Here is a 20,536-nt window from a genome sequence, read left to right as displayed (position 1 = left end):
ACGGTTGGAGAGGGCAAAACGTTGGAGGGAGGGCCAGACGGAGGTTGGCACGCCGGTCAGCCGGTCAGCCGGTCAGGCCGGCACGATCTCCATCACGTCGAGCGTCGACTGGAACCCCGGGAAGGGGAGCACCAGGCGCCAGCGCGCCGGGCCGATCCGTTCGACCAGCCCCGCCATGTCGCGGCGTTCGTCGCGGCCGTAGCGCATCGGGCGATCCTCGTCGCCGAGCGCCAGCGTGCCGAGGAAGACGCCGCGCGAATCGGTGCTGTCGAACAGATGGCCGCTCGCCCGCTGCGCGCCGTCGGTGACGAAGCGGCGGACGATCCCCTCTTCGCTGACCCGGCACGCGGTCCAGTCGCCGCGCAGCAGCGCGCGGATACCCGGCCCGGTGCTGCCGAGCCGCCAGCTGCGACAACGGTAGCGCCCCGGTGGCAGCGCCGCGCCCTGCGCCACGCGATCGGGATCGAACAGCGCCGCATCCGCCGCCAGCGCCGCGCGTCCGTCCGGCGTCGCGCGCACGCGGTCGAGCGCCTTCATCCACGCATCGCGCCACTGGCGCAGCCGTTCGCGGTCCTGCCGGGTCGCGGCCTTGCGCCAGTCGACCGCCACCGCCTCGTTCGCCTGCGCATGCACCGCGGCCCCGGCGAGCAGTACGCCGGCGAGCGCCAGCCCGACGGCGAAGCGCGCCGCCTTCATGCCGCGGTCCAGCCGCCGTCGACCGACAGGTTGGCGCCGGTGATCGCCTTCGCCTCGTCGCGGCACAGGAACAGCGCCAGCGCGGCGACCTGTTCGGGGGTGACGAACTCCTTGGTCGGCTGCGCGGCGAGCAGCACGTCGTTCATCACCTGATCGCGGGTCAGCCCGCGCGCCTTCATCGTGTCGGGGATCTGCGCCTCGACCAGCGGCGTCCAGACATAGCCGGGCGAGATGCAGTTGACGGTGATGCCGTGCGTCGCGGTCTCCAGCGCCAGCGTCTTGGTGAGGCCCGCGATGCCGTGCTTGGCCATCACATAGGCCGATTTGTTGGGGCTGGCGACGAGGCTGTGCGCCGAGGCGGTGGTGATGAGCCGCCCCCAGCCCTGTCGCTTCATGTGCGGCACCACGGCCTTGGCGACGTACCACGCCGACAACAGGTTGATGCGGACGATCGCTTCCATCTTGTCGTCGGGGAAGTCCTCGATCGCCGCGACGTGCTGGATGCCGGCGTTGTTGACCGCGATGTCGACGCTGCCCGTCTCACGCGCGGCGCGATCGACCAGCGCGGCGATCTGGTCGGGCTGCGTCATGTCGGCGGGATCGTACAGCGCCGCAGCCCCGCTGGTGGCGGCGAGTTCGGCGCGGATCGCCTCGATCCGGTCGGCGTCGCCGAAGCCGTTGATGACGACGCTCGCGCCCTCGGCGGCGAAGGCGCGCGCATAGGCGAGGCCGATGCCCGAGGTGGAGCCGGTGACGATCGCCGTCTTGCCCGAAAGGAACATGTGTATCTCCCGATGATCGCCCACGTTCCTGCGTCGATGCGTGCGACGTTGCAACCGGGGGCATGGTTGGGGCATTCCCTTGCCGAGCCAAAGGGAGCCATACATGCGCCTCGACGATTTCGACCCCAACGACATCAACGTCGAGGACCAGCGTGGCCAGAGCTTCGGCGGCGGTGGCGGCGGTGGCGGATTGCTGTTCGGGCTGTTGCCGCTGATCGGCAGTCGTTTCGGCTGCGGCGGGATCGTCGTCGTGCTGCTGCTGATGGCGGTGTTCGGCGGGCTCGGCAATCTCGGCGGCATGCTGGGCGGCGGGCAGCAATCGGCGCCGACCAGCCAGCGGGCGGGCACCGACGTCGCGTCGAGCTGCACCGTCGATGCGCAGAGCAAGGCGGCGTGCAACGCCTTCCAGTCGGCGGAAAATACGTGGGAGGCGCTGTTCCGCCAGTCGGGCGCGCAATTCCGGGAGCCCAAGCTGGTCTTCTACGGCGGCACCGGCCGCTCGGGCTGCGGCGCGGCGCAGGCGGCGATGGGGCCCTTCTACTGCCCGACCGATCAGGGCATCTATCTCGACACCAGCTTCTTCGACGAACTCGCCAACCGCTTCGGTGCGAAGGGTGATTTCGCGCAGGATTACGTGATCGCACACGAATTCGGCCATCACATCCAGAATCTGCTCGGCACGTCGGAGAAGGTGCAGCAGGTCCAGCGCAGCGCCAGCGAGACGGAGGGTAATGCCGCGTCGGTCCGGCTCGAGCTGCAGGCGGATTGCTACGCCGGCGTCTGGGCGGCGCAGAACCGCAGCCGGATGGAACCGGGCGACCTCGAGGAAGGGCTGACCGCGGCGCAGGCGATCGGCGACGACACGCTCCAGAAGCAGAGCCAGGGCCGCGTGGTGCCCGACAGCTTCACGCACGGGACGTCGGCGCAGCGACAGGCGTGGCTGCGGCGCGGGATCCAGACCGGCGATCCGGCACAATGCGATACGTTTTCGGGCGCGATCTAGGTGGCATTGCTCCCCTCCCTTTTAGGGAGGGTTTGGGGTGGGTGGCGTTCTGGCGGTACGGCGGCCATGCCGCTTGCCTTATCCGTAAGCCCGGACGCCACCCACCCCCAGCCCCTCCCTTTTAGGGAGGGGAGTAAGATTACCGACTCGCCAGCTGCCGCGCGAAATGCACTTCGACCGCCTTGGTGACGCTCTCCGCGATCCGCTCGCGGCCGTCGCGGCTGTCGAGGAACGCCGCGTCCGACGGATTGGAGATATAGCCCGTCTCGAACAGGATCGAGGGCATATCGGGCGCCTTCAGCACCATCAGCGACGCCATGCGGTGGAAGACGGGCTTGGTCGGGATCAGCGGCTTCGCCTCGCGCCCCAGCAGGCGGGCGAAATTGGCCGAGCTGTTCATCGTCTCGCGTTGGGCGAGGTCGATCAGGATCGACGAGACGTCCGCCCCCGCCTCGCCCAGGTTGACGCCGGCGATCACGTCCGCCTTGTTCTCGCGCGCCGCCAGCCGCGCGGCCTCCTTGTCCGATGCGACCTCCGACAGCGTATAGACCGATGCGCCGCTGGCTTCGCCGCTACCGACGCTGTCGCAGTGGATCGAGATGAACAGGTTCGCCTTCAGCCGCCGCGCGATGCCATAGCGTTCGCGCAGCACGAGATAGCGGTCGTCGTCGCGGGTCAGTGCGACGCGCACGCGGCCGGTGGCGAGCAGTTCGTCGCGGATCGCCTTGGCGATACGCAGCGTCACGTCCTTCTCGCGCAGGCCCGTCGCGGGATTGATCGCGCCGGGATCGACGCCGCCATGGCCCGCGTCGATCACCACCAGCGGCCGGCTGTCGTCGCCGCGCACCCGCGGCAGCGCGACCCCGCGCGCCGGCGGCGGCACCGGCACCGACACCTTGTACTTCGGTTTCGCCGCCCAGTCGCCGAAGTCGAACGCCATGAAGCTCAAAGGCCCCGCCGCACTCGCCGCGGCGAAGCGTGCAGCGGTTGCGGGTTCGAGCGACACCGTGAGGCTGCGGCCGTCGTTGGCGAAGCCGCCGTCGCCGAGGATCGCGGGCGTCGCGAGGTCGAACAACAGCCGCGTGCCGCCGCCCTGCCGCACCTGGCGCACGCCGCTGACCGGGCCGCCGGCGAGCGCCTTCGCGCCGGGCAGCGCATCGGCGACATCGATCGCGATCTGGCGGCTGCCCGACAGGATTTCGCCGCTGGCATCGGCGACACGGCCGTCGAAGCGGATGACGATGCGGCCGTCCGATACCGCGACGCTGCGGATCGCCGTCGCCGCCCATGCGGGCATACTGGTGCACCAGCCGGCGATCAGGGCGAACAGCGCGAACACACGGCGTCCTTGCCGCGCGATCGGTGCGCGGGTCCAGCGAAAAGCCATCACAAACCCCTTTGGCGATTCTGGTGCGATCGCCGGGACTTGTCTTGGGGCCGAGGGTGCGAACGCCGGGTTGCCCGGCAAGGTTAATCCGGGATTCGGCATTTTTTTGCCGCCCGCCCCGGCAAATTCCTGCCAGTTGCGGGAAGCAGGGGGCGATGCTACCAATGTCCTGCACCCGTGCGTCGCGCCTTGTCATGAAGACGATGCACCGGGTCCCCGCGCCGTCCTGGCGCGGCCTTAACCAGGTTGACGCTCGCATGCCGCACTTCTCCTACGTTCGACACCGCCCGGCCCCGGCCGGCGGCGTGGCGAACGTGTGGGAGGGCCGTGCCCCCCGACGTGCCTCGCGAGCAGACGCATCTTTGCCACACCCCAGCGCCGGTTCGCCCGGCGCCCTTTATCGTCGCGCGAGCGCGCCCTCCGGCCCGACCCCGTCGGGATCGACCGCAGGCGCGCGCCGCGCGTGGAGACTATCCAATGACCACGCGTATGCTGATCGACGCACGCCACCGGGAAGAGACCCGGGTCGCCGTCGTCAAGAATAACCGGATCGAAGAGTTCGATTTCGAAAGTGCCGAGCGCAAGCAGCTCAAGGGGAATATCTATCTTGCCAAGGTGACGCGTGTCGAGCCGTCGCTGCAGGCGGCGTTCGTCGATTACGGCGGCAACCGCCACGGCTTCCTCGCCTTCAGCGAGATCCACCCCGATTATTATCAGATCCCCAAGGAAGACCGCGACGCGCTGCTGCGCGAAGAGGCGGAGCATGCCGCCGAGGAAGCCGCGCTGCGCGCCGAGCATGACGCCGACGACGACGATCATGAGGGCGACGATCACGGCGACGACGACCACGACGACTTCGACGACGCCGACCATCACGACGACGGCGAGCATGACGAGGGCGAAGGCGCTGCCGAGGGCACGTCGAAGAAGCCGCGCACCGCGAACGACGAGGAGGTCGAGGCGCTGCGCCAGCGTCGCATGAACCTGCGCCGTCGCTACAAGATCCAGGACGTGATCCGCCGCCGTCAGGTGCTGCTGGTCCAGGTCGTCAAGGAAGAGCGCGGCAACAAGGGCGCGGCGCTGACCACCTATCTGAGCCTCGCCGGCCGCTATTGTGTGCTGATGCCCAACACGAGCCACGGCGGCGGCATCAGCCGCAAGATCAGCAATGCGTCCGACCGCAAGCGGCTGAAGTCGATCATGGCCGACATGCAGCTGCCCCCCTCGATGGGCTGCATCGTCCGCACCGCGGGGCTGCAGCGCACCAAGGTCGAGATCAAGCGCGACTTCGACTATCTCGCGCGGCTGTGGGACGGTATCCGCGAGGCGACGCTGGGTTCGGCGGCGCCGGCGCTGATCTATGGCGACAGTGACCTCATCAAGCGCGCGATCCGCGACATCTACAACAAGGACATCGACGAGGTGATCGTCGAGGGCGAGGACGGCTATCGCCACGCCAAGGAGTTCATGAAGCTGCTGATGCCCAGCCACGGCCGGCGCATCAAGCAATATGCCGACGCCGTGCCGCTGTTCCAGCGCGCGCATGTCGAGGACCAGCTCGCCGCGATGTACCATCCGGTGGTGCAGCTGAAATCGGGCGGCTATCTGGTCATCAACCCGACCGAGGCGCTGGTGTCGATCGACATCAATTCCGGCCGTTCGACGCGCGAACACAATATCGAACAGACCGCGACCGCGACCAATCTGGAAGCAGCGCAGGAGATCGCACGCCAGCTGCGCCTGCGCGACATGGCGGGCCTCGTCGTCATCGACTTCATCGACATGGACAACAATTCGAACGTCCGCAAAGTCGAGAAGGCGATGAAGGAGGCGCTGAAGGACGATCGCGCGCGCATCCAGGTCGGCCGCATCAGCTCGTTCGGGCTGATGGAGATGAGCCGGCAACGTTTGCGCACCGGCGTGCTGGAAGCGTCGACGCGCGCCTGCCCGCACTGCGAGGGCACCGGGCTTGTCCGCACCGCCTCGTCGGCGGGCCTCAGCGCGTTGCGCCTGATCGAGGACGAGGCCGCGCGCGGCCGCGGCTCGCTGCTGACGCTGCGCGCGTCGCAGGAGGCCACGATCTACGTCCTCAACCGCAAGCGCGCCGACATCGCCGAGATCGAGGACCGCTATGGCGTGCAGGTCGAGATCCTGCCGGATCGCGAGGAAGAGGGCGCGCGCATGTCGGTCGAGGCCAGCGGCCCGCCGCCCGCGCATCCGCCCAAGATCGAGGCGCTGCTCGAGGAGGAGTATGACGACGTCTCCGAGGATATCGAGGACGAGGAGGACGAGGAAGAGATCGCCGAGGCGAGCGAGGAAGAGCCGCGCCGCGAAAGCCGTCCGCGCGAAGAGCGTGGCGAGGGCGATCGCGAAGGCCGCGGTCGTGGCCGCCGCCGCCGTCGTGGCCGCCGCAATCGCAACCGCGAGGACGAGAACGGCAACGTCGTACAGGACGAGACCGACCGCGACGACGCCGGTCAGGACGAGCCCGAACAGGACGGCACCGAGCGGGACGAGGCGCACGCCGAGGACGCGGACGCCGGTGCCGAGCCGCAGGCGAACGAGGATGCCGAGTTCGCCGGCGAGCAGCCGCAGGGCGAAGGCCGCCGCCGCCGTGGCCGTCGCGGTCGTCGCGGTGGCCGCCGTCAGGCCGAGGGCACGCAGGCCGAAGGCGCGAGCGAGCCGCAGGACGACGACGCCGATACGGCATCGATCGAACGCGAGCCGATCGCCGAGGCCGGCGACGCGGGTCCGGTGACCACCGGACTCGACGCCCCCGCCCCGACCGCGGTCGAGGATGCCGACCCGGTCGAGGCGCCCAAGACCCGCCGTCGTCCCCGCGCCCGCAGCGCGGCACCCGTGGTCGAAGCTTCGGCGGAGGCCGCACCGGTCGCGGAAACGCCAGCGGTCGAGCCCCTGGTCGAAGAGCCCGCGGCCAAGCCCAAGCGCACCCGCAAGAAGGCGGCACCCGCCGCCGCCGAGCCGGTGAGCGAAGTGCCGGCGGCGGAGGCACCCGCCGAGGCGCCGGCTGCGGAGGAGAAGCCCAAGCCGCGCCGCCGTACGCGCAAGGCAGCGGTGGCGACCGACGCCGCCCCGGCCGACACGATCGAGGCCCCCGCGGCGGCCGAACAGGCACCGCAGCCCGTCCCGGTTCCGGCTCCGGCTTCTACCGAGGATGACGACGCGGCGCCGACCGCCGGTGGCGACGGCGAAACGCCGCGCCGCGGCTGGTGGCAACGCACCTTCGGCGCCTGACCGACAGACCCCCTTCTGCTCTCTGAGCGGGAGGGGGTTCTCGTCGCGTACGATGTCGCAAGCGGGTGAACGGCGACGCAGGTCTATTCCGTCGCACCGGACGCTGCGGCACGGCTTGCCATCAAGGCCCCGTCACCGGGGACGTGTTTCCTACCGATACCCTTTGACCAGGTCATCGTCGTTCGCGCACAGGTTGGCATCCATACGCGCTCCCGCTTTTGATAGCGTCGAAGGGTCAGCCGGCTGGACGCCAGCCGGCGCGGGAATGGCGATTATCAGGATATCGCAGGGACATGAGGGCCGACATGGTCCGGGTACTATTGTGCAGCGAACATAGCGGTTTCCTCCCATCCGTTTGACGTTCGGGGTGCGACACCGGATAGTGGATCGCCTCTCGCATAGATGAGTTCGTCCGACCGATGACGTCGCGATTTCCCACGACGTCGGCCGGCGTCGTCTCCTCTACCCGTCCGATGGCCATCCCATGGGCGGTCCTGCTGCTCGCGGCGTTTGCGCTGCGCATCTGGCAGTTCGGCAACCCGGTGATCCATATCGACGAGCAATTCTATCTGCTCGTCGGCGATCGCCTGTGGCACGGCACCGGCCTGCCCTATGTCGATGCATGGGACCGCAAACCGTTCGGTCTCTTCCTGATCTATGCGGCGACGCGGATCTTCGGCGGCGATGGCGTGCTCGCCTATCAGATCGTCGCGACGGTCGCGGCCGGTCTGACCGCCGGCATCGTCCAGCGACTGGCGACACGCATCGCGCCGGGGCGTGGCGCGCTGTTCGCAGGGTTGGCGTATATCGTCTATCTGTCGGTCAACGGCGGCGATGGCGGGCAAAGCCCGGTCTTCTACAACCTGCCCGTCGCGCTCGCCGCGCTCGCGGTGGTGCGCGTATACGAACGGCCCCGCTTCGATCGAACGGCGATGGCGTTCGCCTCCGCTGAGATGACTTCGTTCGGCATCGCGCTGCAGATCAAATATTCGGTGCTCTTCGAGGGGGTGTTCTTCGGCGTGGCGTTGCTCGTTCGCGCGTGGCGATGCCGTGTTCACGTGGCACCGCTCGCTGCCATGGCGGCGACATGGTGCATGCTCGCCCTGCTGCCGACTGCGGCGGTCGTCGGCTCATACTGGATGATCGGCCAGCTCGACGCGCTGGTCTTCGCCAACTTCCAATCCGTGTTCCTGCGCCAACCACCCGACCGGGCGCTGATGATCGAACGGTTGACGCTGATCGCATTGCATCTGTTGCCGCTCGTCGCGGCAGCCATCTGGGCATTACCGGCGATACGGCAACGGCGCCCCATCGGGCCGCTGTTGCTCGGTTGGGCGGCGATGGCGATCGTCGGGCTGTTGCTGTTCGGCACCTATTTCGATCATTATGCGCTGCCGTTGGTGCTCCCGCTCGCGGTGATCGCCGCCCCGACGTTCGCCAGAACGGTGCGAGGCGTGCCGATGATCGTGCCGATCGTGACGATCGGCCTCGTCTATGTCGGCATCAATACCAGCGTGCTGCGTGGCACGCGGGGCGATGGCGAGGGCGCCCGCCGCTTCGCCGCGCGTATCGGTCCATCCCCCCGCGGCTGTCTGTTCGTGTTTTCCGGCGATCCCATCCTGTACCAGCTGACCGGATCCTGCCTGCCGACAGCGTATAATTTCCCGACGTTCCTCAGCGAGATGGGCGACAGCCGGACGTTGCGAATCGATCCTCACGCCGAACTGCGCATGGTGATGGCGCGCCGGCCCGGCTACGTCGTCATCAGCAGCATCGATCCCGGTGCGACCGACATCGCCGCGCACGCCTTCATGCGGCGCGAACTTGCGCGCCATTATCGGCTGATCGACCGCTCGGTCCTGTCCGAGCGGGTCGACCAGCTCTATCAAGCGAAGGGACGTTAGACGCGCACCAGCATCTTGCCCGTGTTGCCGCCGGAAAACAGTCCCAGGAACGCGTCGGGCATCGCGTCGAGCCCGTCGAACACCGTTTCGTTGCGCTGCAGCTTGCCGTCCTTCAGCCAGCCGCCCATGTCGCGATAGAAGTCGGCGGCGCGGTCGGTATAGTCACTGACGATGAAGCCCTGAATCCGCATCCGCATGCCGATCAGCCGGGCGAGATAGCGCAATTCGGTCGGCTTGGCGCTGTTGTAGACGTCGATCATCCCGCAGATCGCGAAGCGTGCGCCCTGGTTGCCGTGTGCCAGCGCCGCGTCGAGATGCTCGCCGCCGACATTGTCGAAATAGACGTCGATGCCGGTGCGCGCGACCTCGCCCAGCGCCTTCACCACCGGCGTACCGCTCTTGTAGTCGATCACCGCATCGGCGCCGAGCGATTCGACCCAGGCGCATTTATCCGCGCCGCCCGCCGATCCGATCACGCGGCAGCCCTTCGCCTTGGCGATCTGCACCACGGTCGATCCGACCGCGCCCGCCGCGGCGGAGACGAAGACGGTGTCGCCCTCCTTCGCCTGCGCGACCTCGAGCAACCCGAAATAGGCGGTCATCCCCGGCATGCCGAGCTGCCCCAGATAGGCCTGCGGATCGACGTCGAGCTGCGGGAGCGGCTGGACCTGATCGGCGGGCAGGACCGCCTCTTCGCGCCAGCCGCCGAAATGCTGGACCATCTCGCCCGCCTTGAACCGGTCGGAGCGGCTCTCGATCACCTCGCCGATCGCACCGCCCTGCATCGGCGCGCCCAGTTCGAACGGAGGCGTGTAGCTCTTCACGTCGTTCATCCGGCCGCGCATGTAAGGATCGACCGACAACCAGCGGTTGGCGATGCGCACCTCACCCTCGGCGAGCTCGCGCGGCGGCAGGTCGACCAGCGCGAAATTCTCCGGCGTCGGCAGCCCCTTGGGGCGGGAGGCGAGTGTCCATGCGCGTGCCATCGTCGGGTCTCCTGAAGATTTGCGGCCAATGTGGCGGGATCAGTTGCGATCTGCAACGAAAAAGGCCCGGGGGATACCCGGGCCTTTCCCTGTCGAGGTTCGCCGGGCCTCAATAGGTGCCCGAGAAGCTCCGGTTCAGCGTCTTGCCGTCCGTCGACGTGCTGGTCGCCGACGATTGCGCGCCTGTCTGCGTCGGGCGGCGGTTGCCATCGCTGTCGTCGCCGAACAGCGCCTGGTTGCGCTCCTCGTCGCGCCACGCCGCCTTGGCTTCGGCGGCGGTCTTGCGCAGCGTCACCTTGCCGTCGACCGCGTCGAGCCAGCTCGACGGGATCGAATGATGGCGACCGCCGGCATCGGCGTCGTTCTTGGTCAGCAGGATGCGATCGCCGCGCACCTTGTCGACCGTGCCGACATGCTCGCCGTCGGAGCCGACGACATCCGCATGCTCCTCGACCTTGTTCAGCAGGTCGCGCTGGCCCTGGCGGCTGGTGCGCCACGCGCCGAATTCGTTGTCGAACTTGGTGCGGTTCTCGCGGCGATATTCGTGATAGTCGCGGTCGAGCGCGTCGATCTGGCCGCGGCGCCAGCTGTGGTAATCGTCGTCGCGCGCGCCATAGGCGCGTTCGTCGAGGCGCGAATCATATTCGCGGCGGCGCTCCGCCTCCTCGTCGCCGAACCACGAGCGGACCTCGTCGCCGGCGCGCGCGAAGAAGCCGCGGTCCTCGTATTCATAGCCCTGCGGCTGGCGGCCGTAGCCCTGCTGGCCGCGCGGTGCCTGGCGATTGCGGTAATCGTCGTCGTCGGCATGCGCGGTGCGGCCGAAATCCTCGAAGCGGCGGCTGCCCGAGCCGTAGCTGCCGTGATATTCGCGTTCCGGCCCGCGATAGCGGTCGGCGTCGGCGCCGTAGCGGCTGCGGTCGTAGGAATCGCGACTATAGTCGCCGCGCTGCTGCTGGTCGCGCTGGCCGTAGCGCTGGTTGCCGTATTCGCGCGCGCCATAGCCCTGGCGGTCACGGTCACGGTCACGGTCACGGTCACGGTCGTCGTACGCCCCGGCGGCGCGATAGTCGCGTGCGCTCGAATAGCTGTAATCGCGTCCCGCGCCGTAATCGCGGCCATAGTCCTGCGGGTCGATGCGGCCGTAATAATCGCTCTGCGGATCGGTGCCGCGCGGATAACGTTCGTAGCCCATGATGGTCTCCTGAAGTATCGCTCCTGCGGGTGCGGGGCACGTCGTTGGCGCGCGTCCCTGCTCCGCGGATAACAAACCGCGTTCGAGCGCTTCGTTCCTGTCGTTGAGGGCGCGCAACGACTTTGCGTCGCGTCGGCGAGGCGGTTGGTCGCAGCGGGATCACGCGCCGGAAATTTCGACGATCCGCATCGGCGCTGTTGCATCAATTTCGCGGCCCGGCTAATGGGCTCGCTCCCGGGCGGCGCCCGGGTCCCGGGGTGCGGGGCTGTAGCTCAGATGGGAGAGCGCTGCAATCGCACTGCAGAGGTCAGGGGTTCGATTCCCCTCAGCTCCACCACCACCCCGACAGAAACGGCAGAAATCAGCCACTTTCCGCATCGTTGGTGTCTAACCTCGCAGGCAGGTTAGACATTTCCCACCGCGCCAGCATGCCGATCGCTTGGTCCGCCATGCGCTGCTGATTGACCGCGCGGGTGTAGCGCGACACCTCCTGATCGGTCTTGTGGCCGGACACGGACTTCATCGACTGGTTCGACATGCCGAGCTCGGCCATGCGGCGCATCGTCGCCTTGCGCAGGCCGTGCGCGGCGCACTGCGGCAGGCCCGCCTCGTCGCACCGTTTCCGAAACCAGTTGCCGAACCCGGCATCGCTGAACGGCTTCCCGAACTCCGTCACGAGGAAGCACAGGTGGCCCTTTTGCGCTGGCGGCATGGCGACAATCGCCTCCAGCAGCTGCGGCGCGACGGGCAGACCGAGGTCGGAGCCGGTCTTGCCCTGGGTGAAGTGCAGCCGCCCGTCGCGGATGTGCTGGCGACCCATCCGGATCGCATCACCGCGCCGCTGATCGGTCCAGAGCATGAGCTCCATCGCAAGGCGGGCCTTGGTACCGAGCGCGTGGTGCTCCCGGTATTGGGTAATCTCCTCCTCGGTCCATGTATGGTGGCCGCTGGACCGCTGACCGGGGCCGATCTTCACGCGGTCTGCATCGGCCGCCGGGTTCGAGGCATGCATCCCGGCCTTCTTGGCGAACGCGAACAGGCGCACGAGCTCCTTGCGCAGCTTCCGCGCCGCCTGAATGCCGCCGACGATCCGCTTGCCCTCCTGCCTCTTCGGGATGCGCGCGGCGACGATCGCCTCGACGTGCTCGAACGTCATGCGCGCGACCGGGAGGTGGCCATATTCCCGCCGGAACCCGTCGAGGATGCCGCGAACCGTCGCCTGGGTCTGCGCGGTCGGACCGAGCCGGGTCGGCGTGGCGAAATAGCGGGTGACCAGATCGGCGACCGAGCCGGGCGCGGCGCGATCGGCCGCGACCATCGGCGCCTCCGCATCCATGAACACCCGATATTCGGCACGGAATTCCTCGGTGCCGAGCGCCGCCTTGAAGTACCCGCCGGCATAGCCCTTGCGCCGGAAGCGCAGGCGCTCCTTGCCGTGCCGATCCTTGAAGGCAGTGACGAACTCGGGGAGGAACCTACGCTTTGCCAAGGCACGTATCCCATGGGTTCGGCTCGACGGCCGGGGCGACGGTGTCGGACAGGATGACGATCTTCCCGTTCGGGTCAATCTCAACGCGGCCGGGGCGCATGCCTCCCTTGATGACGCCGGAAACGGCGCGGGCGATGTCGTCCTGTTTGAAGCGAGCGGGTGCGGTCATAGGCTCAGATCGGCAACGGCATCCCTGCCCTGCCCCTCGTTGGACCGGACGTAATGCCGGCGGGTGATTGGTGATCCGGGCGCATGGCCCATCAAGCGCTGCAGGACGTGCTCGGGCTGCTGGCTGGCGACCTTGGAGGCGAACCACTTGCGCATCAGCTTGGGGGTGATGCTGCGGACACCGGCGGGACCGGCTGCGCATTCGTGCACCAGCGCGTCGACGGCGCGGCGGATCGCCTTCTGCATCGCCGCGACGGACGAAAAAACCTGCTGATCCGGCGCACGTCCTGCTGACGCCTCGAACCACAGGGCGCGGGCGCGGTCGTTGAGCGGCGCCCAGCGTCGCCGGCTGGGTTGCTTTACAGGAAAGTCCGGCCGCTGCCCGATGCCGATATAATGGCGCTCGCCGGGCGCGGCCTGCGTCGTCCCGACGAATTGCGGCACGTAATCGCGGCTTTGCACCCGCTCGAGTTCGTGCGGGGATAGCCCGGTCAGCATCATGAATTCGAGCGCGCGGGCGTGCTGCTCGGGCACGTTCGCGAGCACCCAAAGGAACGCGTCGTCCGACGGCAGGTCGGCCTCGACGTTGGCGACCGACAGCGTCGGGAAGCGCGGCTTGGCGAGGAGATGCCCCTCATCCACGCACCAATTGAGCACCTGCCGCAGGACGTTGAGCTCGCCGCGTACGGTGACGGGCGCGCAGGTCTGCAGCCGTTCACCCATCCAAAGCTCGATGTGCGACTTGCGCAGCTGGTCGAGCGCGTGCTCGCCGAGCGCGCGCTGCAGCTGCATAACGATCGCCGTCTGGTTATCGTACGTGCTCTCGGCGACGAGGCGCAGGCGGACCATCTGCTCTCGGTAGGAGCGCCAAGCTGCGAGGGCTTCGGTGACGTTCATCACAGGGTCCAGACGCGAACGGGGTGGCCATTGCGGCGCACGATGCGGGCGCGATACCCGGCGAGTTCGAGCGCGCAGGCGGCGACCCGGCTACGGGTGGGGCTTTCACCGCGCTTGATGCGGACTGCGACCTTCGTGTTCATCTTCTAGTTTCCCATGGCTGTGGTACGTGGATGCTTCGGGCGACAGGGTGACCTATCCCGCCCAGGGCGCCGGTGCGGGGGCAAACCGGCGCCCTATCATCAGAACGGATCGATCATGCCGGCGCCGAACGTCACGGCATTGTCGCCGCTTCCCATCGTCATCGTTGCACCGTTTCGCTTGAGCAACTCGTTCAGCCGCTCGGCCGCCTCCCGGACCTCCGGATCCAGCTTCTCGGGCATCGGCGGCAGTTCCTCGCCGTGCAGATCGCGGGCGATGTCCTCGAGCGGGCGGCGGACGGGTGTCGTCGGTTTCCGTGTTTGCTCGAGCGGCAACGCGCCCTGATCGCGCAGGCCCTCTTCGTAGATGCGGATGATGCTGTCCGCCGCTGCCGTCTCACCCTCGCCTGCCTTCCGGCGTTTCAGGATGAGCTCGACCATGTTCACGTCGAAGCCGTCGGCCTTGATGAGCTCTTTACGGGCGGAGATATCGAGGCGGATTTCATCCTGTTGCTCGTTCAGGGCTTCGCGCGCGCGAACATGATCCCAAAGCTTTCGCCGATCCTCGTCGGATAGCGGGCCGCCGTTGTGGCGGTGGGCTGGCTCCTTAACCACGGTTGCCTCCCTGCCGGTCCGGCCGGCGCTGCTGCTGGAACCCCTTCCGCTCCCGGTCCTCTCGCCGCGCGCGGTGGGCGGCGAGGTAGGCCAGATGCTGGGGGTTGTCGTGATCGTAGAGCGACATCAGTCGAACAGGCCCATGGGCTCGGTAGGCGCGCGCACCGGCTCGGGCTCGGGCTCGGGCTCGGCTTCCTCCCACGGCAGGGTGTCCGCCTCGGGCTGCACGTCGCCGTCATCGCCGTCATCATGACGAGGTTCGAAGTCGGCATCGTTCGGCGCGACGGTGTCGATGTCGGGGCCGACGGTGGAGGGTTCGGGGGAGGCGACGGGAGCGACACCGCCATCCTCCCCCTGGCCGCTCGCGGGCTCGACCACCGTTTCCGGCTCCCCACCCGCTGCGGATTTCTTCTGCCGGCGCTTCGGCGCGGCAATGGCTTCTGGCTCCGGTGCCGGCTCGCCATCGATCGACACGACGGCGCCGTCCTCGAGCACGATCCCGACCTTCCCGCTGGTGTCGACCGCCTCGACCCACAACTGAAAGTCGTTCTCCTCGGCGAGCGTCGCGAGGATCCGCTCGCCCTCGTCGTCCAGCAGCGAGCCGTCGCGTACCAGCATGACGCGGAGCTTCGGCGACGTCGCCATGCCGATCGCCGTCGACACGCGCAGCTGCTCGGCCGACGATGCCTGATCCAGCGGCAGGCCATTGAACAGCACCTCGCCGTCGCCGAACGACAGGCCGGGCACGGGCATGTTCGCCCGCTCGATCGATGCGGCGATTGCCTCGCGCCGGCCGTCGATCTGGCCGGATAGCTCGGCGCTCTCGAGGTTCAGCCGTTCGACATACATCTTCTGCGCGACATGGGCTGCTTCGGCGGCGATCTTCGCGTTCGTGTCGCGCGCGGCGCGCAGGGCGGCCTGCACCTCGGACACGTCGACGGGATCGGGGAGCGGCTCGGCCTCGGCCAGCTGCTTCTCCTGTGCGGCGATCGTCTCATCCAATTCCGCTAGTTCTTGGCGAAGCTGTCGCAGGCGCTCCTCCCGCGCGAGGATATCCTCCCGGCACCTGACCGCCAGCGCCTTGTTGCTGTCGATCGCGCGGCCGAACTCCTCCCGGTTCACCCGGCGACGCTCGATCTGGCCGTTTGTCACCGATGCCGTGGCGATCTGCGTCTCGAGCGCGGCCTCGTCGACCTTCTGCGCAGCCGCGTCGGGATAGGTCGGCATCTGTAGCAAGCGCGCGGCCTCGCGATCCTTCTCGCGGTTCTTGTCGCGGCGCGCATCGTAGTCGGCAGCGATCTGGCGCTCGAGCGCGTCGACGTCGACGTCGAGCTTCACCAGCTGCCGGAGCCGGGCCAGCTGCGCCTTGGCATCCAGCCGCGTGAACGCCAGCGGGTCGAACGCGACCGACGCATAGAGCCCGTCGAGCATCTTCTGCGGCGACGGCGCGCGGAACCCGTCGGCGTTGGTGACCTCGATGCTGTCGCCCTTCCCGTCCTGGGTGAACCGGCGGAGGATCACGACGCCGTCGTCGAGCTCGACGCGGATCGATCCCTCGTCCTCGCCGCGGCGCACCGGGCGAGAGGGCATCACCGCCTTGCCGCCGAGCGCCGCCATGATCGCGTCAAGCGTGGAGGACTTGCCCTGCGCGTTGCGGCCCCGGATCGGCACGACGCCGCCGCCGGGCGCGATGTCGATGACGGTCAGCTTCTTGAAGTTGTCGGCCTGCAGCCGGATAATCTTGGACATGGTGGTTCCTTGGCTGTGGTTAGATGGTGCCGCCGTAAGCGGCGATGATGGCAGCGCGGTCGGCGGGGGCGATCCGGTCCAGCGCTGCTCTTCCGGCGTCTCGGGCAGCGGCGCGCTGCGCCTCGCGCTCGCGTAACCGTGGCAAATGCTCCGTCCGCCAGGCTTCGTTTTCGGCACGGATGCGGGGTAAATCGTCAGCCCAGGCCATCAGGCGCGCGCTCCCGCCGCTTCCTCGGCGAACGTGCGCAGCATCCCCGGCACGTCGTCCTTCAACGCCTTCTGAAATGGCCACCACACGGCGAGGAGGTTCTCGCGGGTGGGCTTCTGGCCCCTCGCATCGACGACCTTGATGCACATCAGGAACGCGACGACCTGAGCGAAGTCGAGGGCGAGCTTTGACCGATCGTCAGGCAGGATGAACTGCTCGAGCACCTTGTCCATCAGGTCCGACGCGCCGTTCATGTAGAACTGCCGCAGCGCGTCCATCGGCTCCTCGAGCGTCGGCATATCTGTCGGGATCGGCAGCGGGGCGTCGTCGCGCGGGCTCACAGGTGAATTTCCTGACGATCGAGACCCTCGCCATGGATGATGACGACGTCCCGGAGCACCTTGCCTGTGCGCTGGTAAAGCTGACGCGGCAGGCTACGAGGCAAGTTGTCGGCAAGCCACTCGGCAACGAGCGACTTCCCGCAGCCCTGCGGGCCGGTGATGGTGATCGTGAGACGGTCAGACGCCATCGTACTCTCCTTGGTTCTGGGGCGCGTCGTCGCGCTGGGTGTCGGTGTCGGGGGTCAGGTCTGCCTTGCGCGCGTCGTATTCGGCGCGAAGCTCGCCCTGGAACGGGGCCATGTCGCGGTGCGCCCAGAGGCGTTCGAGACGATCGAGGGTCGGCGCTGCGGCGATGGCGGCGATCGCCTCGCCCCGACGGGGATCGACCTGCTTCGCGCCGTCCGCCCATTCCGCCAGCGCGCGGCCGACGTCGCGGGTGATCCGCCGGTCGAGCGGGATCAGCGGAACGTGCTCCTCGTTCACCTTGCGGGCGACGGGGACGCCGGGGTTCGTCGGCAGGAACAACAACGACGTGCTGATTTCGTACGGCAGGTCCTTCTCGCACTGCGGTTGCCAGCGCTCGAGCAGCGGCCGGTCGGCGGCGGCAATCACCTCCGAAACCATCTTCGGCTTGCCGTTCCACATCTCGGGCTCGCCCTGACCGTTCAGCTTCGGCACCTGGCGCATCAGCATCTTCTCTTCCGACCGCAGGCAGAGGACGATGTGCATCGGCGCGCGGAGCATCTTCGCCACGAGCCATTTGTGGCCCGGCTTGATCGCGCTCTTGGGCTCGGACCAGTTGCCCGGGCTCTTAACCGGCTGGACGATCCAGTGGTCGCGCTTCCAGCTTTCGGGGTTCGCGATGCCCGCCTTCGGGATGCCGGCCTCGAGCCGTTCGGCCCAATCCTTCACCCCGCCCTCGCCCGCCCACTCGTGGGAGAAGCTGTCGATCATCAGCGCGTCGATGCCGGCGCGTTCCGCCTCGTCGATCAGGTCGCCGAACGCCAGCGGCGAAAACGGCGGCTGCATGTCGAGGTGCAGGAAGTCGTACGACGACGCGTAGTAGAGGGCGCGCTTGTTCTCGGTGTCGATGACGCCCAGGCGCGCCGGGCGCCCTTCGCGCGCCGCCACCGCCTCGCCGATGCCGGTCAGGATCTCGAGGCCGGACTTCGTCTTGCCGGATCCGGATGCGCCTTCCACGCCGATCAGCAGCGGGATGTCCTTGCGGACCGCCTTCTGGAAGATGCTCATGCGGCACCTGCGAAAGTCAGCGCGCGAGCCTCAGCGATGAAGTGCTGCGCCTCGACGTCGCGCATGTGCGCGGCCATCTCGTCCAGTTCTCGCTTCATCCAAGCCGGAAGATCGGTACGTCGAAAAAGCTCAGCCCCGATGTGTACAATCGCAGAGCGCATGTACCGCGCGTCGTGGCGAGCACCAAAGCTATAGAGCTTTACGTTCCGGCCTACCCGCATGCTCGTCGGCATGGAGTGGTTCCAAATCATGCGAAGCGTGAAGAACAGATGCGTGGTCCTCATCTGCGATGGCGCGATGTCGCCTTCGTTGTGGGTGCGCCACAGCCATCCGGGGACGACAGCAGTCGACCGGAAGGCCGGCGGGGTCTGGGTGGTCGCGACGATATTCATGCCGCCACCGCCGGCGCATGCTCGCGCAGCTGCGGGTACAGGCGCTCGGCGCCGGCGGCGGTGATCCGCCACTCAACCTTCCCGCCGGGGCGATGGCCGGTGCGGATCGCATAGCCGCGCTGCTCGAGGGCGTTCAGCGCCTTGTCGGCGGGATCGGCGGTCTGGCGCGCCCACGCCAGCCGCTGCAGGGCCATGCGTTCGGTCACGCCGCCTGCTCCACGCGATAGGCGTCCGGCTCCTTGAGCGCGAGCGCGGGTATGCCCTGCTCGAGCATCGCCTGCTCGCCTTCCCACTCGCGCAGCATCCGTGCTTCCCACGCGGTCTTCGCCCAGGTCGGCGGGTCGACGTAGTGGACGGCCGGGACGAACCCGCGCCACAGGTTCGCGCCGGCGGCGGCGGCCCAGCGATCGATCGCCCACTGGCACCGCTCGTTCGACCAGTGGCGATCGTTGAGCGCGACGACGGCGACGAGGTAGGGCGGGTTCGGGTCCTGGACGACGAACTTGAAGTCGACCGCGTCAAACGGGATGGTCTCGCCCGCCTCGAGCCCGGCGATCGCGGCGAACCCCCGACTATACCATGGGTCCTGCACGTCCTTGCCCGTGCCGATGATACCCTTGATGAAGCCGTCGGGGTCTGCGCCCTGCTGACCGTTGTACGTTTTGTAGTCACGGATCACGAGGCGATCGGTGCGCCGCCAATCGTACAGCGCGCGGCCCCACATCTTTCCGAGCGGCGTCGGCTCCTGCCAGAAGCCCGCCTGCTCCGACACGCCGGCCTCGGGCGTGAACGTGTCCTGCTCGCCCTTCATCACGGCCAGCTGCTCGAACAGCGCGACGCGCATCGCCTCGGCCTGTTCGTAATGCTTGCGGAGCACCGGTGTCCGGCCGGCTGCCTTGCTGTCCTTGCGGGCGGCCTTCGCCGCCGCCGTCGTCCACGCGTCGGCGTCGACGACGTCGATCTCGCGCCCCTTACCCAGCACCAGCGTGTGGGCGACGGTGCCGATGTCGAACTTCTTGTTGTCCTCCTCCGGCTCGTCGCGCGGCGTCAGGCGGGGATGCCCCTCTTTCGCCTGGGCGATCGTGCCGGTGACGACGGTGGCCAGAAGCCCCGACGACATGGACGGGCGCGGCGCCGGATCCGCGTGATAATGCTCGGCGTCGATGTCGAGGAAGCCCCAGCCGGTGACGGCTGGCGGCGCGTTGGTGGTGGACACGGGGGGCATATCCCAATCGCGCCGGAACAGCCCGGCGCCATTGGGATAACAATACGGCTCGTATTTACCATGTCAATACGCAGCGTATGGATTTAGATGCGGCGGCGGAAGTGGCTCTGCTGCGCATTGACGACGATGCCGACCACCCTCGTCTCATCGTCGGTCAGGGCCTCGGCGTCCGGAGCTCCGATCGGCAAAACCAGATCCCGAAACTCTGCCCGCGTGCTCTCGCAATGGAGCTCCCACATTTCTCCGTTCTGGACGAGGCGCTTGCAGGTCATCTCGACCAGATCATGCCGGCGCCGCTCGACTATCACGAGGTCGCCGTCCTGGGGCGACACCTCACCGAACGCGACGCGGATCGCCTCCAAGTTCGAACCCGGCGGGATGGTGCGGTCCATGGAATAGCCATCCATTCGGACAGCGAAGCGTTCAAGCCCCGCCCGCGGCGGCGGCCCGACCTCGATTTGGTACCACTCGTCTTTCGGCCAAGCGATTTGCTCTCTCCATACTCCCGCCGCGACGGCGCCCTGTACCCACAGCACCTCTTTCACGGGCGCATCGCTATCGAGCAGCTGCACCTCCGGGACCTTTATTTGGTCCAAGGCAAGCAGCCATCCGGGGTTCACCCGGAAGGCACGCGCGTATTTCTTCGCCTCGTCAACGCCGAAGCCGCGCGTGGCATTCTCGTGACTGGTGTATGTTGATGGGGTCCATCCGCGCGCGGCCGCTGCTGCAGCTGCTGAGGGGAACCCTGCCGTGTTGCGAGCCTCACGGAGGCGACTGGCCATCATTTCTCTATCCGTCATCCTTCAATTCATACCGACTGTATGCATACACAGGGTATTGACGAACGATCAATACG

General features: G+C 67.9%; 22 protein-coding genes and 1 tRNA gene. 4 read left to right on the top strand and 19 right to left on the bottom strand.

The window, feature by feature from the left end; translation table 11 throughout:
* Positions 1–72: 72 nt before the first annotated feature.
* Both M9979_RS12400 and M9979_RS12395 read right to left on the bottom strand, forming a co-directional pair.
* Positions 73–696, bottom strand: coding sequence for a DUF4893 domain-containing protein (locus M9979_RS12400; protein WP_254289672.1), 624 nt, complete (start codon positions 694–696; stop codon positions 73–75).
* Positions 693–1,478 carry a 3-hydroxybutyrate dehydrogenase gene (locus M9979_RS12395; protein WP_254289671.1) on the bottom strand — a complete coding sequence of 262 codons (786 nt, stop codon included), beginning with the start codon at positions 1,476–1,478 and terminating at the stop codon, positions 693–695. The genes M9979_RS12400 and M9979_RS12395 overlap by 4 nt, the downstream gene beginning before the upstream one ends.
* A gap of 103 nt (positions 1,479–1,581) precedes the next feature.
* Here M9979_RS12395 and ypfJ point away from each other — a divergent pair, with 103 nt between their 5' ends.
* Positions 1,582–2,481, top strand: coding sequence for a KPN_02809 family neutral zinc metallopeptidase (gene ypfJ, locus M9979_RS12390; protein WP_254289670.1), 900 nt, complete (start codon positions 1,582–1,584; stop codon positions 2,479–2,481).
* A gap of 139 nt (positions 2,482–2,620) precedes the next feature.
* Here ypfJ and M9979_RS12385 read toward each other — a convergent pair whose 3' ends face one another.
* A complete protein-coding gene (locus tag M9979_RS12385) occupies positions 2,621–3,868 on the bottom strand; it encodes an N-acetylmuramoyl-L-alanine amidase family protein (RefSeq protein WP_254289669.1) in 1,248 nt (415 codons plus the stop codon).
* 489 nt (positions 3,869–4,357) lie between these two features.
* Here M9979_RS12385 and M9979_RS12380 point away from each other — a divergent pair, with 489 nt between their 5' ends.
* Both M9979_RS12380 and M9979_RS12375 read left to right on the top strand, forming a co-directional pair.
* Positions 4,358–7,123 carry a ribonuclease E/G gene (locus M9979_RS12380; protein WP_254289703.1) on the top strand — a complete coding sequence of 922 codons (2,766 nt, stop codon included), beginning with the start codon at positions 4,358–4,360 and terminating at the stop codon, positions 7,121–7,123.
* A gap of 473 nt (positions 7,124–7,596) precedes the next feature.
* Positions 7,597–9,027 (top strand): hypothetical protein, encoded by a 1,431-nt coding sequence (locus M9979_RS12375; protein ID WP_254289668.1) that lies wholly within the window; start codon positions 7,597–7,599, stop codon positions 9,025–9,027.
* On the opposite strand, the gene M9979_RS12370 is transcribed toward M9979_RS12375, so the two are convergent.
* Together M9979_RS12370 and M9979_RS12365 are read right to left on the bottom strand one after the other, a co-directional pair.
* Entirely contained in the window at positions 9,024–10,013 is a 990-nt protein-coding gene (locus M9979_RS12370) for an NADP-dependent oxidoreductase (protein ID WP_254289667.1), read from the bottom strand. The genes M9979_RS12375 and M9979_RS12370 overlap by 4 nt on opposite strands.
* Before the next feature lie 109 nt (positions 10,014–10,122).
* Positions 10,123–11,205, bottom strand: a complete 1,083-nt coding sequence (locus tag M9979_RS12365) for a DUF2171 domain-containing protein (protein ID WP_254289666.1) — start codon at positions 11,203–11,205, stop codon at positions 10,123–10,125.
* A gap of 261 nt (positions 11,206–11,466) precedes the next feature.
* On the opposite strand from M9979_RS12365, the gene M9979_RS12360 reads away from it, so the two are divergent.
* Positions 11,467–11,542, top strand: a tRNA-Ala gene (locus M9979_RS12360).
* A 24-nt stretch (positions 11,543–11,566) separates the two neighbouring features.
* Here the strand turns inward: M9979_RS12360 and M9979_RS12355 are convergent.
* The 14 genes from M9979_RS12355 to M9979_RS12290 all read right to left on the bottom strand — a co-directional run bounded on the left by M9979_RS12355 (position 11,567) and on the right by M9979_RS12290 (position 20,465).
* Positions 11,567–12,694 (bottom strand): tyrosine-type recombinase/integrase, encoded by a 1,128-nt coding sequence (locus tag M9979_RS12355; RefSeq protein ID WP_254289665.1) that lies wholly within the window; start codon positions 12,692–12,694, stop codon positions 11,567–11,569.
* Positions 12,681–12,863 (bottom strand): hypothetical protein, encoded by a 183-nt coding sequence (locus M9979_RS12350; RefSeq protein WP_254289664.1) that lies wholly within the window; start codon positions 12,861–12,863, stop codon positions 12,681–12,683. The genes M9979_RS12355 and M9979_RS12350 overlap by 14 nt, the downstream gene beginning before the upstream one ends.
* The gene (locus tag M9979_RS12345; protein ID WP_254289663.1) at positions 12,860–13,711 is read right to left on the bottom strand and encodes a site-specific integrase; all 852 of its coding nucleotides are present in this window, start codon (positions 13,709–13,711) and stop codon (positions 12,860–12,862) included. The genes M9979_RS12350 and M9979_RS12345 overlap by 4 nt, the downstream gene beginning before the upstream one ends.
* Positions 13,712–13,758: 47 nt before the next feature.
* Entirely contained in the window at positions 13,759–13,902 is a 144-nt protein-coding gene (locus M9979_RS12340; protein ID WP_254289662.1) for a hypothetical protein, read from the bottom strand.
* Between the two features lie 99 nt (positions 13,903–14,001).
* The gene (locus M9979_RS12335; protein ID WP_254289661.1) at positions 14,002–14,514 is read right to left on the bottom strand and encodes a GapR family DNA-binding domain-containing protein; all 513 of its coding nucleotides are present in this window, start codon (positions 14,512–14,514) and stop codon (positions 14,002–14,004) included.
* A gap of 126 nt (positions 14,515–14,640) precedes the next feature.
* The gene (locus tag M9979_RS12330) at positions 14,641–16,263 is read right to left on the bottom strand and encodes an AAA family ATPase (RefSeq protein WP_254289660.1); all 1,623 of its coding nucleotides are present in this window, start codon (positions 16,261–16,263) and stop codon (positions 14,641–14,643) included.
* A 19-nt stretch (positions 16,264–16,282) separates the two neighbouring features.
* Positions 16,283–16,471 carry a hypothetical protein gene (locus tag M9979_RS12325; protein WP_254289659.1) on the bottom strand — a complete coding sequence of 63 codons (189 nt, stop codon included), beginning with the start codon at positions 16,469–16,471 and terminating at the stop codon, positions 16,283–16,285.
* Positions 16,471–16,812, bottom strand: a complete 342-nt coding sequence (locus M9979_RS12320) for a hypothetical protein (RefSeq protein ID WP_254289658.1) — start codon at positions 16,810–16,812, stop codon at positions 16,471–16,473. Before M9979_RS12320 ends, M9979_RS12325 begins: the two co-directional genes overlap by 1 nt.
* Positions 16,809–17,000 (bottom strand): hypothetical protein, encoded by a 192-nt coding sequence (locus M9979_RS12315; RefSeq protein WP_254289657.1) that lies wholly within the window; start codon positions 16,998–17,000, stop codon positions 16,809–16,811. The genes M9979_RS12320 and M9979_RS12315 overlap by 4 nt, the downstream gene beginning before the upstream one ends.
* Positions 16,990–18,063 (bottom strand): ATP-binding protein, encoded by a 1,074-nt coding sequence (locus tag M9979_RS12310; protein ID WP_254289656.1) that lies wholly within the window; start codon positions 18,061–18,063, stop codon positions 16,990–16,992. The genes M9979_RS12315 and M9979_RS12310 overlap by 11 nt, the downstream gene beginning before the upstream one ends.
* Positions 18,060–18,455, bottom strand: a complete 396-nt coding sequence (locus M9979_RS12305) for a hypothetical protein (RefSeq protein ID WP_254289655.1) — start codon at positions 18,453–18,455, stop codon at positions 18,060–18,062. Before M9979_RS12305 ends, M9979_RS12310 begins: the two co-directional genes overlap by 4 nt.
* On the bottom strand, positions 18,452–18,661 hold the full coding sequence (locus tag M9979_RS12300) for a hypothetical protein (protein ID WP_254289654.1): 210 nt from the start codon (positions 18,659–18,661) through the stop codon (positions 18,452–18,454). Before M9979_RS12300 ends, M9979_RS12305 begins: the two co-directional genes overlap by 4 nt.
* Positions 18,658–19,671, bottom strand: coding sequence for a hypothetical protein (locus M9979_RS12295; protein WP_254289653.1), 1,014 nt, complete (start codon positions 19,669–19,671; stop codon positions 18,658–18,660). The genes M9979_RS12300 and M9979_RS12295 overlap by 4 nt, the downstream gene beginning before the upstream one ends.
* 92 nt (positions 19,672–19,763) lie before the next feature.
* The gene (locus tag M9979_RS12290; protein WP_254289652.1) at positions 19,764–20,465 is read right to left on the bottom strand and encodes a LexA family protein; all 702 of its coding nucleotides are present in this window, start codon (positions 20,463–20,465) and stop codon (positions 19,764–19,766) included.
* Positions 20,466–20,536 lie beyond the last annotated feature (71 nt).

It is taken from the genome of Sphingomonas liriopis (genome assembly GCF_024211255.1).
Lineage (GTDB): Bacteria > Pseudomonadota > Alphaproteobacteria > Sphingomonadales > Sphingomonadaceae > Sphingomonas > Sphingomonas liriopis.
The sequence above is the reverse complement of the archived record's forward strand: the minus strand, read 5'-3'. Positions and strand labels throughout refer to the sequence as shown.

Coding starts and splice junctions, on each gene's coding strand:
- M9979_RS12400 (WP_254289672.1), bottom strand. CDS start 696: ATGAAGGCGGCGCGCTTCGCCGTCGGGCTGGCGCTCGCCGGCGTACTG.
- M9979_RS12395 (WP_254289671.1), bottom strand. CDS start 1,478: ATGTTCCTTTCGGGCAAGACGGCGATCGTCACCGGCTCCACCTCGGGC.
- ypfJ (WP_254289670.1), top strand. CDS start 1,582: ATGCGCCTCGACGATTTCGACCCCAACGACATCAACGTCGAGGACCAG.
- M9979_RS12385 (WP_254289669.1), bottom strand. CDS start 3,868: ATGGCTTTTCGCTGGACCCGCGCACCGATCGCGCGGCAAGGACGCCGT.
- M9979_RS12380 (WP_254289703.1), top strand. CDS start 4,358: ATGCTGATCGACGCACGCCACCGGGAAGAGACCCGGGTCGCCGTCGTC.
- M9979_RS12375 (WP_254289668.1), top strand. CDS start 7,597: ATGGCCATCCCATGGGCGGTCCTGCTGCTCGCGGCGTTTGCGCTGCGC.
- M9979_RS12370 (WP_254289667.1), bottom strand. CDS start 10,013: ATGGCACGCGCATGGACACTCGCCTCCCGCCCCAAGGGGCTGCCGACG.
- M9979_RS12365 (WP_254289666.1), bottom strand. CDS start 11,205: ATGGGCTACGAACGTTATCCGCGCGGCACCGATCCGCAGAGCGATTAT.
- M9979_RS12350 (WP_254289664.1), bottom strand. CDS start 12,863: ATGACCGCACCCGCTCGCTTCAAACAGGACGACATCGCCCGCGCCGTT.
- M9979_RS12345 (WP_254289663.1), bottom strand. CDS start 13,711: ATGGTCCGCCTGCGCCTCGTCGCCGAGAGCACGTACGATAACCAGACG.
- M9979_RS12340 (WP_254289662.1), bottom strand. CDS start 13,902: ATGAACACGAAGGTCGCAGTCCGCATCAAGCGCGGTGAAAGCCCCACC.
- M9979_RS12330 (WP_254289660.1), bottom strand. CDS start 16,263: ATGTCCAAGATTATCCGGCTGCAGGCCGACAACTTCAAGAAGCTGACC.
- M9979_RS12325 (WP_254289659.1), bottom strand. CDS start 16,471: ATGGCCTGGGCTGACGATTTACCCCGCATCCGTGCCGAAAACGAAGCC.
- M9979_RS12315 (WP_254289657.1), bottom strand. CDS start 17,000: ATGGCGTCTGACCGTCTCACGATCACCATCACCGGCCCGCAGGGCTGC.
- M9979_RS12310 (WP_254289656.1), bottom strand. CDS start 18,063: ATGAGCATCTTCCAGAAGGCGGTCCGCAAGGACATCCCGCTGCTGATC.
- M9979_RS12305 (WP_254289655.1), bottom strand. CDS start 18,455: ATGAATATCGTCGCGACCACCCAGACCCCGCCGGCCTTCCGGTCGACT.
- M9979_RS12290 (WP_254289652.1), bottom strand. CDS start 20,465: ATGATGGCCAGTCGCCTCCGTGAGGCTCGCAACACGGCAGGGTTCCCC.